Consider the following 11,791-nt stretch of genomic DNA (forward strand, 5'->3'; position numbering starts at 1 on the left):
CGCCGATTTTGGACGAATTTGTGCGTTAACCCGCAAACTGGCACCATCATTGCGGGTAATGCTCATAGATCGCACTTATGATTAAAGAAGACCAAGTGGTCGGATCACCTGCAAAAATAATAAAAGGAAACACCATGACCCTACGTAGATTACTGGCCGCTTCATGTCTCCTCTTCCCACTGGTGGCGTCGGCACATAACTTTGTCGACGGTCAGCGCGTCGCGCCGGTCGGCGTGGCGGACCGGGGAGAATTAGTGCTGGATAATGATAAGTTTAGCTATAAAAACTGGAATAGCTCGCTGCTGGCAGGAAAAGTGCGCGTCGTGCAGCACATTGCCGGACGCTCATCGGCAAAAGAGAAAAACGCAACGCTGATTGAGGCGATTAAAAGCGCGAAGTTGCCGCACGATCGCTATCAAACCACCACCATCGTCAATACCGACGATGCCATCCCAGGCTCGAGTATATTTGTCCGCAGCAGTATTGAGAGCAATAAGCAGCTCTATCCGTGGTCGCAGTTTATTGTCGATAGCAATGGCGTGGTGCGCAAAGCGTGGCAGCTTAATGAAGAGAGTTCCGCAATCGTGGTGTTGGATAAAGACGGTCGCGTGCAGTGGGCCAAAGATGGTGCGCTCACTCAGGATGAAGTGCAGCAGGTGGTCGCCCTGCTGCACAAACTACTCAGTAAATAGAGACCCGGAAGCCGGGGTTGAGGAACGATTCACGCGGTGTGTAATCAAGGGTGCGCCCCTGCCAGTCGTGAACGTGCGCCCCGGCAGCGCTGGCTACGGCGTGACCAGCAGCAGTGTCCCAGGTACAGGTCGGCCCGAAACGCGGATAAAGCTGGGCCTGACCTTCAGCCACCAGGCAGAACTTGAGCGAGGAACCGATTGAGGTGGTCTGATGTTCACCAAGCTGCTCCAGATACTCCTGCAGCTCCGGATCATTGCCGTGGGAGCGGCTAATCACCACCAGCGGCGGGCGCGCATCACGAACCTGAATCTGCTTATGGACGCCGCACTCTTCTTTCCATGCTTTCCCCTTTTCCGCGCTGTACATCACCTTCATTACCGGGGCATAAACCACACCAAGCGTCGGTTTCCCGTTTTCAATCAAGGCGATATTGACGGTGAATTCACCGTTACGTTTGATAAATTCTTTGGTACCGTCCAGCGGATCTACCAGCCAGTAGCGCTGCCAGTGTTGGCGGATTTCCCATGCAGGCGGATCCTCTTCCGACAGAACCGGGATATCAGGAGTCAGGGACTGCAGGCCGCTAATAATCACTTTATGCGCCGCAATATCCGCCGCCGTAACCGGAGAATCGTCCTTCTTGCTGGCAACGTCCATCGGCTGTTTTCCATCGTAAACGTCCATGATGGCATCACCTGCGATCCGTGCAAGCTGACATACTTGTTCTAACATTCTCCACCTCTTCTGGTTACAGTGGCGTTAACTCGTTGTTTTATTTATATCGCATCATGGTGAGTTCCGCTATCTGTGATAACGCTGGCGGTTTCATTCAGCGCTTTTATGGCATGATTCACATTTCTGTAAGCAACAGAATGTAAATACATTTTCTTCTGTGTCATTGCTCATAAAAAAGGACGCCACTGATGATTAAGTTTAGCGCAACGCTGCTGGCCACGCTGATCGCCGCCAGCGTAAATGCGGCGACGGTCGATTTACGAATTATGGAAACCACCGATCTGCATAGCAACATGATGGACTTTGACTATTACAAAGATACCGCGACGGAAAAATTTGGTCTCGTACGCACCGCATCTTTGATTGAAAAAGCGCGTCAGGAAGCCAAAAACAGCGTGCTGGTCGATAATGGCGACGTCATTCAGGGCAGCCCGTTGGGCGACTATATGGCGGCGAAAGGATTAAAAGATGGCGATGTTCATCCGGTCTATAAAGCGATGAATACCCTGGACTATGTCGTGGGAAACCTTGGCAATCACGAATTTAACTACGGCCTCGATTTCCTGCACAAAGCGCTGGCTGGCGCAAAATTTCCCTACGTTAACGCCAACATCATCGATACCAAAACCGAAAAACCGATGTTTACGCCTTATCTGATTCAGGATACTCAGGTTCAGGATAGCGACGGCAAAACGCAAACGCTGCGTATTGGCTACATTGGCTTCGTACCGCCGCAGATTATGACCTGGGATAAAGCCAACCTCAGCGGCAAAGTGACCGTCAACGACATTACCGAAACCGCGCGCAAGTTTGTCCCACAAATGCGTGAGGAAGGCGCGGATGTGGTAGTGGTGATCGCCCACTCCGGCCTCTCCGCCGACCCGTATCAGGCCATGGCGGAAAACTCGGTTTACTATTTAAGCCAGGTTCCCGGCGTGGATGCCATTATGTTCGGTCACGCGCATGCTGTCTTCCCGAGCAAAGACTTCGCCAGCATTAAAGGTGCAGATATCGCCAAAGGTACGCTGAACGGCGTTCCGGCGGTCATGCCGGGCATGTGGGGAGATCATCTTGGGGTCGTCGATCTGGTGCTAAATAACGACAGCGGTAAATGGCAGGTCACCCAGGCGAAAGCCGAAGCGCGTCCAATCTATGATTCGGTCGCGAAAAAATCACTGGCGGCGGAAGACAGCAACATGGTGGCGGTACTTAAAGCCGACCATGACGCCACTCGCAAGTTTGTCGGTAAACCGATTGGTAAATCCTCGGATAATATGTACAGCTACCTGGCGCTGGTACAGGACGACCCGACCGTGCAGGTGGTGAATATGGCCCAGAAGGCCTACGTCGAGCACTATATTCAGGGCGACCCGGACCTGGCGAAGCTGCCGGTGCTTTCCGCCGCCGCGCCGTTTAAAGTGGGCGGACGTAAAAACGACCCGGCCAGCTTTGTTGAAGTGGAAAAGGGCCAGCTCACCTTCCGCAACGCCGCCGACCTTTACCTGTATCCCAATACCCTGGTGGTGATGAAGGTCAGCGGCAAAGAGGTCAAAGAGTGGCTGGAGTGCTCCGCCGGGCAGTTCAACCAGATTGACCCCACCAGCAGCAAGCCGCAGTCTTTAATTAACTGGGACGGCTTTCGCACCTATAACTTTGATGTTATTGACGGCGTAAACTACCAGATTGATATCACCCAACCGGCGCGCTACGACGGCGAATGCAACAGCGTTAATCCGCAGGCCGAGCGCATTAAAAACCTGACCTTTAACGGCAAGCCGATTGACCCGGGCGCCACCTTCCTCGTTGCGACCAACAACTACCGCGCCTACGGCGGTAAATTCCAGGGAACTGGTGAAGATCATATTGCTTTCGCTTCACCGGATGAGAACCGCTCGGTGCTGGCGGCGTGGATTGGCGCGGAGTCGAAAAAAAATGGCGAGATCCACCCGGCGGCGGATAACAACTGGCGTCTCGCGCCTATCAACAGCACCGTACCGCTGGATATTCGCTTTGAAACCTCACCAGGCGACAAAGCTGCCGCGTTTATCAAAGAGAAAGCGCAATATCCGATGCGCCAGGTGGCGACCGACGATATCGGTTTTGCTATTTATCAGCTGGATTTGAGTAAGTAATTACGTGCTCGCCGGGAACTCTCCCGGCTCACGCCACCTGCGCGTGGTTCGCCAGAACTGCGGGCAGATTCAGCTCTATCCAGTCCGCCAGATCCGCGACCTTCTCACTCACCTGCTCACCGAGCGGAGTCAGGCTATATTCTACGTGTGGCGGTACCACCGGATACGATACGCGGTTAATAAACCCATCCTGCTCCAGCGCCTGCAGCGACTGAGCCAGCATCTTTTCGCTGACGCCGCCTATCTTGCGGCGCAGATCGCTAAACCGATGGGTGCCATCACGCAGGGCGACCAGAATCAAAACGCCCCAGCGGCTGGTCACATGCTTGAGCACTTCCCGCGAAGGGCACTGTTCGGCAAACAGGTTGCCGTTGCGTAGCTGCTCGCTCAGCGTCAGATTCGCCATATTCATACTTACCTTTTTGTACGTACTTACTAAAAGTTAGTTAAGGTGTTAGCTTACCACAACGACTTATGAACACGAAGGAGAAGACTCATGATCGCGATTACCGGTGCCACCGGCCAGCTTGGCCAACACGTTCTGCAAAACCTGTTAAATACCGTTCCTGCCGGGCAGATTGTCGCCATTGTGCGTAATCCGGCAAAAGCGGAAGCCCTTAGCCAGCAAGGCGTGGTCGTTCGTCAGGCCGACTACAGCGATGAAAGCGCGCTGACCGCCGCCCTGCAGGGCGTCGACAAACTACTGCTGATCTCATCGAGCGAAGTGGGCCAGCGCGCCGTACAGCACCGCAACGTCATAAACGCCGCGAAGGCCGCTGGCGTGAAATTTATTGCCTATACCAGCCTGCTGCACGCTGATAAATCCCCGCTGGGGCTGGCGGATGAGCATATCGCCACCGAGAAAATGCTCGCTGACTCCGGTATTGCGTATGCCCTGCTGCGCAATGGCTGGTACAGCGAAAACTATCTCGCCAGCGCACCGCCGTCGATTGAGCATGGCGTATTTATCGGCGCCGCCGGTAACGGCAAAATCGCCTCCGCCACCCGCGCGGATTACGCCGCTGCGGCCGCTCGCGTTATCGCCGAAGAGGGCCATGCCGGAAAAGTGTATGAGCTGGCGGGCGATGAAGCGTGGACCCTGACCGAACTTGCTGCGGAGCTGAGCAAACAAAGCGGTAAAAATGTGGTGTATCAAAATCTCAGCGAAGCCGACTTCGCCGCCGCGCTGAAGGGCGTCGGCCTGCCTGCCGGTCTGGCGGATATGCTGGCCGACTCTGACGTTGGCGCGTCAAAAGGCGGTCTGTTCGACGATAGCTGCACCCTGAGCGCGCTGATTGGTCACCCAACCACTACACTTGCTGAGAGCGTCAAAGGTATCCTGTAACTGTTACATACTGGTTAATTTTTGTAGCATCCCGGCGGGCCATCCTCAATAATGAAAGGATGTCCGTCGGGGGTGATTTCATGCAAGGCGTACCAGAACAGTTCAATGATGAAAGAGACAGCGCGCGCTTTCGCCATCTGGCGCAGGTGCCCGGCGTTGAGCTTTACCATGCCCATATCTCTCGCTACGCCTTTGAACCGCACACGCATGAAGCCTTTGGGATCGGCGCGATAGAGTTCGGTGCCGAGCGTTTTCGCTATCGCGGCAGCCAGCATGTGGCCTCGGTCAATTCCATCGTGACCATGAACCCCGATGAACTGCACACCGGCGAGGCTGAGACCGCCGAGGGCTGGCGCTATCGGATGATTTATCTCGATCCGGAGATGCTGGAAGAGGTGACCGGCGTGCGCCACTGGTGGTTCAGCGACGTCGTGCGCCAGGATCCGCTGCGTTCCCGGCAAATCGGCAATCTTATTTACGGCCTGTGGCATACCGATAATCCGCTGGCGCAGCAGGGCCTGCTGCTGGATTTAATCGATACCTTCCGCCCGTTCGCGCACCACGCGCCGGTCTTGTCCGAAGCCCCTCACCGCTTCGAGCGAGTACGTGAATATCTGCACGACAACTATATGCGCACGATCGCGCTGGATGACCTGGCGCAGGTGGCGGCGCTCAGCCCGTACCATTTTCAGCGCCAGTTCAAAGCTCACTTTCACGTCACGCCGCACCAGATGTTAATGGCGATTCGCCTGTGGCGCGCCAAGGCGTTTCTCACCCACGGCATGCCCGCTGCCGATGTCGCCCTCGCCGCCGGATTAACCGACCAGTCGCACCTGACCCGCGCTTTTACCCGCCGCTACGGCATTACGCCAGTGCGTTATCAAAAGCAGGTTCTCCCGCGCTAATGCGCAACCTCATACAATATTCCCACTTTGGCCTCGCCTACACTGTCGCCAACAGAAAATGTAATGGAAGGCGTGATGATTAGTGGTGTGCTGTACGCCCTGCTGGCGGGATTGATGTGGGGGCTGATTTTCGTTGGCCCTTTGCTGGTGCCGGAATATCCGGCGGTATTGCAGTCGATGGGACGCTATCTGGCGCTGGGGCTGATTGCCCTGCCGCTGGCCTGGCTGGGCCGCGCGCGGCTGCGCCAGCTCTCAGGCAAAGACTGGTGGACGGCGCTGGGGCTGACCATGATGGGCAACTTAATTTATTACATCTGCCTGGCCAGCGCGATTCAGCGCACCGGCGCGCCGGTTTCCACGATGATTATCGGGACGCTGCCGGTGGTGCTGCCGGTCTTTGCTAATCTGCTCTATAGCCAGCGCGACGGTAAGCTACCGTGGCGACGCCTGTTCCCGGCGTTAATCTGCATTGCCATCGGCCTGACCTGCGTCAATATCGCCGAACTGCATCAGGGACTGCCCGATTTCAGCCCCTGGCGCTACGGCTCCGGCATTGTCCTGGCGTTGATCTCGGTGGTTTGCTGGGCCTGGTACGCGCTGCGCAACGCCCGCTGGCTGCGGGAAAATCCGGATAAACCGCCGATGATGTGGGCCACCGCGCAGGCGCTGGTAACCCTGCCGGTGTCGCTGGCGGGATACCTTATCGCCTGCTGGTGGCTACACGGTCAGCATACGGACTTTCCGCTGCCCTTCGGCCCGCGCCCTGCGGTGTTTATCACCTTGATGCTGGCGATAGCCATCTTCTGCTCATGGGTCGGCGCATGGTGCTGGAACGTAGCCAGCCAGCGCTTGCCGACAGTGATCCTCGGGCCACTGATTGTCTTCGAAACCCTTGCTGGCCTGCTGTATACCTTTATTTTGCGCCAGAGTCTGCCGCCGATTCTGACCTTCAGCGGTATCCTTCTGCTGGTGCTCGGCGTGGTTTCCGCCGTTCGCGCCCGCCCGGAAAAACCTGCGTTACAGGAGCTGGTCAGCGAGAAAAAATAGCCTGGTATCCTAAAGGGGTATTCCCAAGAATATAAGATGCATTTAAAATGCATCTTATATTCTTGATGACGAGGTAACTGCTATGGCTTTCCGTGACCAACCATTAGGCGAGCTGGCGCTGACGATTCCGCGCGCCTCCGCGCTGTTCCGTAAATACGATATGGACTACTGCTGCGGCGGCAAACAGACGCTGGACCGCGCGGCATCGCGCAAAGAGCTGGACGTTGCGGTAATCGAAGCTGAGCTGGCAAAACTGGCGGAAGAGCCGGTAGAGCGCGACTGGCGCGTTGCGCCCTATGCCGAAATCATCGATCACATCATTGTCCGCTACCACGACAGGCACCGCGAACAGCTGCCGGAGCTGATTTTACAGGCCACCAAAGTTGAACGCGTTCACGCCGACAAGCCTAACGTTCCGAAAGGCTTAACCAAGTACCTGACCATGCTGCACCAGGAGCTTTCCAACCATATGATGAAAGAGGAGCAGATTCTGTTCCCAATGATCAAACAGGGCATGGGAACGCAAGCTGGTGGCCCTATCAGCGTCATGGAAAGCGAGCATGATGAAGCGGGCGAGCTGCTGGAAGTGATTAAGCACATCACCCATAACGTGACGCCGCCGCCGGAAGCCTGCACCACCTGGAAGGCGATGTACAACGGCATTAACGAACTGATTGATGACCTGATGGAACACATCAGTCTGGAAAACAATGTGCTGTTCCCGCGTGCCCTCGCAGGAAAGTAAATAAAAAGGCGCCCGCAGGCGCCCTCGACATTGTCAGTCTTATTGGCCACTCCGGGTGGCCTTTTTTACGACGGGCCGTTGCAAGCAACGTTAAAAACCGCTCCCGAAGATTTTTTTATTTCGCCAGACGCTTTTTACCGGCAAACAGCCAGCCTGCCCCCAGCAGTACAAACCACAGAGGGGTCACCATCAGCGCTTCGCGGGTATCGGCTTCCAGAGTCAGCAGCACCAGCACAAAGACGAAGAATGCCATACACACCCAGCACATCACTTTGCCCAGCGGCATCTTATATTTCGACTGCTCATGCAACTGCGGACGCTTTCTGCGATAGGCCAGATACGAGCACAGAATAATCGTCCAGACGAACATAAACAGGATCGCTGAAACCGTGGTAATCATGGTGAAGGCTGCAATCACGCTTGGATTGACCATCAGCATGACCACGCCGCCCAGCAGGCACATACAGGAGAAGGTCAGGCCTTTCGCCGGTACCGCACGCTTTGACAGCTTGGCGAACATTTTCGGAGCCTGCCCGTCCTGCGCCAGGCCGAACAGCATACGGCTGGTTGAGAACACGCCGCTGTTAGCTGAAGAAGCCGCAGAAGTCAGCACCACGAAGTTAATCAGGCTCGCTGCTGCTGGAAGCCCAACCAGGACGAACAGCTCAACGAACGGGCTCTTCGACGGCACGACTGAGCTCCACGGCGTCACGGACATAATCACGATCAGCGCGAAAACGTAGAACATAATGATACGAATCGGAATCGAGTTAATCGCCCGCGGCAGGGATTTTTCCGGATCTTTGGTTTCCGCTGCGGTGGTACCCACCAGCTCGATACCCACGAAAGCGAAGACCGCTATCTGGAAGCCAGCAAAGAACCCGCTGATGCCTTTCGGGAACCAGCCGCCGTCATTCCACAAATGAGCGAAAGAGGCTTCAACGCCGGTCGGTGACTGGAAGTGCATCAGCACCATCACCAGGCCAACGACAATCAGCGCCACGATGGCGACGATCTTGATCATCGCAAACCAGAACTCCATCTCGCCGAACATCTTCACGGTAGCAAGGTTAAGGCCCAGCAGCAGCAGAATAACCGCCAGCGAGGCGACCCAATCAGAAAGCCCCGGGAACCAGAACTGGGCGTAAGCGGTGATCGCCACCACGTCCGCCATACCGGTGACTACCCAGCAGAACCAGTAGGTCCAGCCGGTAAAATAGCCTGCCCACGGCCCCAGCAGGTCGGCAGCAAAGTCGCTAAACGACTTATATTCGAGATTCGACAGCAGTAATTCACCCATGGCGCGCATGACGAAGAACAGCATGAAGCCGATTATCATATAAACAAAAATAATTGACGGCCCGGCAAGGCTAATGGTTTTGCCGGAGCCCATAAACAGCCCGGTGCCTATCGCACCACCAATAGCAATAAGCTGAATATGCCGGTTAGTGAGATTTCGCCGCAGCGATTGTTCAGTCGGCGCCTGTTCATCGGCAGCGACTTTGACCTGATCTACCATGTGATGTTTTTCCTGTTGTACCTGTCTGTGTTGTTCGGGCTCTATTTGGCCCTTACCCCGGAACGAGGGGTTTATCGATATTAGGTAAGAATCGGAGGGATGAATACTATGATTTAGAGATAATGTTAATTTTATGTTTAAAGTGAGTGTTATATCACTCCGGTCACGCAAAACAGCTCACAAAAATACACTCATCAAGCGGATATGCAATACAAAGCTCCAATAAACGCTCAACTTAAGGGTTTTACACTATTTAAAGCGCCCCCTCCCCCACACGGGAGAGGAAGCCCCTGCTGTTTAGATTATATCCAGCAGTTCAACTTCAAAAATCAGGGTGCTGAACGGAGGAATGGATGCGCCCGCGCCACGCTCGCCGTAGGCCAGGTTGTGCGGAATCGTCAGTTCCCATTTAGAACCGACCGGCATCAGGGTCAGCGCTTCGATCCAGCCGCCGATAACGCCGGTTACCGGGAATTCAGCCGGTTCACCGCGCGCAACGGAGCTATCAAAGACGGTACCGTCGATCAGTTTACCGGTGTAGTGAACGCGAACGCGGTCAGTACGCGCCGGGATCGGACCTTCGCCCTGAGTCAGAACGCGGAACTGCAGACCGGATTCGGTGCTGTTGACGCCTTCACGCTCGCGGTTTTCTTCCAGATATTTCTCGCCATCCGCGGCCATTTCCTGGAAACGCTCGCGACGCACCGCGTCGGCGCGTTCGTGGATTTCACGCAGCGCGCGGTGAACGGCTTCTACCGGCACCTGCGGCTGTTTACCTTCCAGCGCGTCAGCAATACCGGCGACCAGCGCTTCCGGCAGCAGCCCCTGCAGGCCAGATTCGCTCAGCTGTTGTCCTACCTGCAAGCCGATACCGTAACTTGCCTGTGCTTCGATCGTGTCAAAAGTCGGGGTTGCCATCTTTGTTCCTTTTTTCGAGGGGACTCTCATATTTCCAGGCTTTCAAAATCCGAAAGACAAGGAGCAGAGAAAAGAGGTGGGCAGCATATCAGCCACAGCACGACGGGTAAAACTTTGTCGCCTGGATGATGACAAATCTAAGGGAAACAGAAACAATAGAGAGATAAGGTTAACCTCACGAAAGATGTCTTTGTCTCGTCCTTCAGAAAGTTAGCCATCTATACTCTAGAGAGAGCAGGATATAAATATGCGGAGCAGGAGGAAAGCCATGCCCGGGCGTTTTGAACTGACATCTACCCTGGCGAAGATCTGGCATGCCCCGGATCGTTTTCGCATCATGGATCCGTTACCGCCGATGCACCGCCGGGGCATTATTGCCGGGGCCCTGCTGGTGATTATCGGCGTTCTGCTCCCTTCCGAGGATAACAGTGGCCCGACTCAGGCCAGCCGCGAGGCAAATCTCGACCTGCAATCCCAGTCGCAGCCGCAGTCTTCAGGCAATCAGGCCGTTCCTCTGCCGCCGATCACCAACACGCCGCCGGTCAACGATGCCGATCAGGTTGCGCCGGTCGCGCCGGAGCCGATTCAGGATGAGCAACCGGATCAGAATCAGCAGCATGCTGTCTCTCAGCCCTACCAGGAGCAGCAGTCAACTCCTGGTATAGAGCAGCAGTGGCGAACCTATCGTATTGAATCAGGCAAAACCCTCGCGCAATTGTTCCGCGACCATAATCTGCCGCCGACCGACGTTTACGCCATGGCGCAGGTAGAAGGTTCAGGTAAACCGCTGAGTTCACTGCAAACCGGGCAGACGGTGCAAATCCGCCAGAACGCCAACGGCGTAGTCACCGGGCTGACTATCGATACCGGCGGCGGCCAGCAGGTGCTGTTTACCCGCCAGGCGAACGGCAGCTTTATTCGCGCCCGATAAGGGAACCAGGCGTTATGAGAAGCCAGCTCAGGATGGTTTCTTTGATCACCCGACGCCTGACTTCCAGAGCCTGAGGCGAGACCATGCTGATGTGATAAACCAGCCCTAAAGTATGCTGGTTAATTAAGTAATACCCGCCAAGGGCGGCAATACTAATATTGACCTGCAGAGGATCAATATCGGCTTTAAAGATATTTTTTCGCTTTCCTTCATCAAGCAGCGAAGCCATCAATTGCAGGTGCGAGTGGTTAATTTCCGGCAGGCGCGTTGATTTTGCATAATGAACCCCTTTGCTTTGGTTTTCACTATGAACAATCTTGAGAAACCAGGGATTTTCGATGTAGTAATCCCACGTAAAATCAATAATTTTCTCAATCGCCTTATCCGGGGAAAGGCCTGATACATCGAGGTTTTTCTCTTTCTGGCGAATATCGTTCCAGATATATTCCAGAACTTCGATAAACAAATTCTCTTTATTGCCGAAGTGGTGATAAACAGTTTGTTTACTGCAATCTGCCGCTTTAACAATATTATCAACCCTGGCCCCTTCATAACCATATTCGGCAAATTCATTGACCGCGCTTAAAAGAAGCTTTTCTTTCAGGCTTTGTGCATTGCTGGTATCAAGATACATTCCGGTTCCCCATTCGCCCTTCGCGGTGCCTATCATAGCGATATTTTTCACCAGCTCCAGCAAAAAGCATAAAAACAATAAAATTCAGTAAGTTATTAAGAATCCGGTGATCATCTTCACAAACCAACCAACTAGATGGTTGATCTTTTGCTGTTCCAAAGGCATTTTGATGCCACCAGGGACAACA

12 protein-coding genes are annotated in these 11,791 nt (G+C 54.7%); 7 read left to right on the plus strand and 5 right to left on the minus strand.

Annotated elements, in window-relative coordinates; genetic code table 11:
- Positions 1-134 precede the first annotated feature (134 nt).
- Positions 135-692: a YtfJ family protein gene (locus tag FN082_RS04225; protein WP_139540969.1), complete on the plus strand. Its 558-nt coding sequence runs from the start codon at positions 135-137 to the stop codon at positions 690-692.
- On the opposite strand, the gene cysQ is transcribed toward FN082_RS04225, so the two are convergent.
- Positions 682-1,425, minus strand: a complete 744-nt coding sequence (gene cysQ, locus FN082_RS04230) for a 3'(2'),5'-bisphosphate nucleotidase CysQ (protein WP_139540968.1) — start codon at positions 1,423-1,425, stop codon at positions 682-684. The genes FN082_RS04225 and cysQ overlap by 11 nt on opposite strands.
- 191 nt (positions 1,426-1,616) lie before the next feature.
- Between cysQ and FN082_RS04235 the strand changes: the two genes are divergently transcribed.
- On the plus strand, positions 1,617-3,560 hold the full coding sequence (locus tag FN082_RS04235; RefSeq protein ID WP_139540967.1) for a bifunctional 2',3'-cyclic-nucleotide 2'-phosphodiesterase/3'-nucleotidase: 1,944 nt from the start codon (positions 1,617-1,619) through the stop codon (positions 3,558-3,560).
- 28 nt (positions 3,561-3,588) lie between these two features.
- Here FN082_RS04235 and FN082_RS04240 read toward each other — a convergent pair whose 3' ends face one another.
- A complete protein-coding gene (locus FN082_RS04240; RefSeq protein ID WP_139541072.1) occupies positions 3,589-3,966 on the minus strand; it encodes a winged helix-turn-helix transcriptional regulator in 378 nt (125 codons plus the stop codon).
- A gap of 90 nt (positions 3,967-4,056) precedes the next feature.
- Here FN082_RS04240 and FN082_RS04245 point away from each other — a divergent pair, with 90 nt between their 5' ends.
- The 4 genes from FN082_RS04245 (at position 4,057) to ytfE (ending at position 7,602) form a co-directional block, all read left to right on the plus strand.
- Entirely contained in the window at positions 4,057-4,905 is an 849-nt protein-coding gene (locus FN082_RS04245; protein WP_139540966.1) for an SDR family oxidoreductase, read from the plus strand.
- Between the two features lie 80 nt (positions 4,906-4,985).
- Positions 4,986-5,810, plus strand: a complete 825-nt coding sequence (locus tag FN082_RS04250; protein WP_139540965.1) for an AraC family transcriptional regulator — start codon at positions 4,986-4,988, stop codon at positions 5,808-5,810.
- Between the two features lie 75 nt (positions 5,811-5,885).
- On the plus strand, positions 5,886-6,857 hold the full coding sequence (locus FN082_RS04255) for a DMT family transporter (RefSeq protein WP_180349653.1): 972 nt from the start codon (positions 5,886-5,888) through the stop codon (positions 6,855-6,857).
- An 82-nt stretch (positions 6,858-6,939) separates the two neighbouring features.
- Positions 6,940-7,602, plus strand: a complete 663-nt coding sequence (gene ytfE / locus FN082_RS04260; protein WP_112216179.1) for an iron-sulfur cluster repair protein YtfE — start codon at positions 6,940-6,942, stop codon at positions 7,600-7,602.
- Between the two features lie 115 nt (positions 7,603-7,717).
- Here the strand turns inward: ytfE and cycA are convergent, their stop codons facing one another.
- Together cycA and fklB are read right to left on the minus strand one after the other, a co-directional pair.
- Positions 7,718-9,121, minus strand: a complete 1,404-nt coding sequence (gene cycA / locus FN082_RS04265; protein ID WP_112216180.1) for a D-serine/D-alanine/glycine transporter — start codon at positions 9,119-9,121, stop codon at positions 7,718-7,720.
- A 297-nt stretch (positions 9,122-9,418) separates the two neighbouring features.
- A complete protein-coding gene (gene fklB, locus FN082_RS04270) occupies positions 9,419-10,039 on the minus strand; it encodes an FKBP-type peptidyl-prolyl cis-trans isomerase (RefSeq protein WP_004109064.1) in 621 nt (206 codons plus the stop codon).
- A 268-nt stretch (positions 10,040-10,307) separates the two neighbouring features.
- Between fklB and FN082_RS04280 the strand changes: the two genes are divergently transcribed.
- Entirely contained in the window at positions 10,308-10,970 is a 663-nt protein-coding gene (locus FN082_RS04280) for a LysM-like peptidoglycan-binding domain-containing protein (protein WP_139540962.1), read from the plus strand.
- Here the strand turns inward: FN082_RS04280 and FN082_RS04285 are convergent.
- Positions 10,954-11,604, minus strand: a complete 651-nt coding sequence (locus FN082_RS04285; protein WP_139541071.1) for a TetR/AcrR family transcriptional regulator — start codon at positions 11,602-11,604, stop codon at positions 10,954-10,956. The two genes, FN082_RS04280 and FN082_RS04285, sit on opposite strands and share 17 nt — an antisense overlap.
- Between the last annotated feature and the right edge of the window lie 187 nt (positions 11,605-11,791).

This window comes from Klebsiella spallanzanii (genome assembly GCF_902158555.1).
Lineage (GTDB): Bacteria > Pseudomonadota > Gammaproteobacteria > Enterobacterales > Enterobacteriaceae > Klebsiella > Klebsiella spallanzanii.

What these genes read in the sequence shown, in the direction of transcription:
- FN082_RS04225 (WP_139540969.1), top strand. Translation starts at nt 135, where the DNA reads ATGACCCTACGTAGATTACTGGCCGCTTCATGTCTCCTCTTCCCACTG.
- cysQ (WP_139540968.1), bottom strand. Translation starts at nt 1,425, where the DNA reads ATGTTAGAACAAGTATGTCAGCTTGCACGGATCGCAGGTGATGCCATC.
- FN082_RS04235 (WP_139540967.1), top strand. Translation starts at nt 1,617, where the DNA reads ATGATTAAGTTTAGCGCAACGCTGCTGGCCACGCTGATCGCCGCCAGC.
- FN082_RS04240 (WP_139541072.1), bottom strand. Translation starts at nt 3,966, where the DNA reads ATGGCGAATCTGACGCTGAGCGAGCAGCTACGCAACGGCAACCTGTTT.
- FN082_RS04245 (WP_139540966.1), top strand. Translation starts at nt 4,057, where the DNA reads ATGATCGCGATTACCGGTGCCACCGGCCAGCTTGGCCAACACGTTCTG.
- FN082_RS04250 (WP_139540965.1), top strand. Translation starts at nt 4,986, where the DNA reads ATGCAAGGCGTACCAGAACAGTTCAATGATGAAAGAGACAGCGCGCGC.
- FN082_RS04255 (WP_180349653.1), top strand. Translation starts at nt 5,886, where the DNA reads ATGATTAGTGGTGTGCTGTACGCCCTGCTGGCGGGATTGATGTGGGGG.
- ytfE (WP_112216179.1), top strand. Translation starts at nt 6,940, where the DNA reads ATGGCTTTCCGTGACCAACCATTAGGCGAGCTGGCGCTGACGATTCCG.
- cycA (WP_112216180.1), bottom strand. Translation starts at nt 9,121, where the DNA reads ATGGTAGATCAGGTCAAAGTCGCTGCCGATGAACAGGCGCCGACTGAA.
- fklB (WP_004109064.1), bottom strand. Translation starts at nt 10,039, where the DNA reads ATGGCAACCCCGACTTTTGACACGATCGAAGCACAGGCAAGTTACGGT.
- FN082_RS04280 (WP_139540962.1), top strand. Translation starts at nt 10,308, where the DNA reads ATGCCCGGGCGTTTTGAACTGACATCTACCCTGGCGAAGATCTGGCAT.
- FN082_RS04285 (WP_139541071.1), bottom strand. Translation starts at nt 11,604, where the DNA reads ATGTATCTTGATACCAGCAATGCACAAAGCCTGAAAGAAAAGCTTCTT.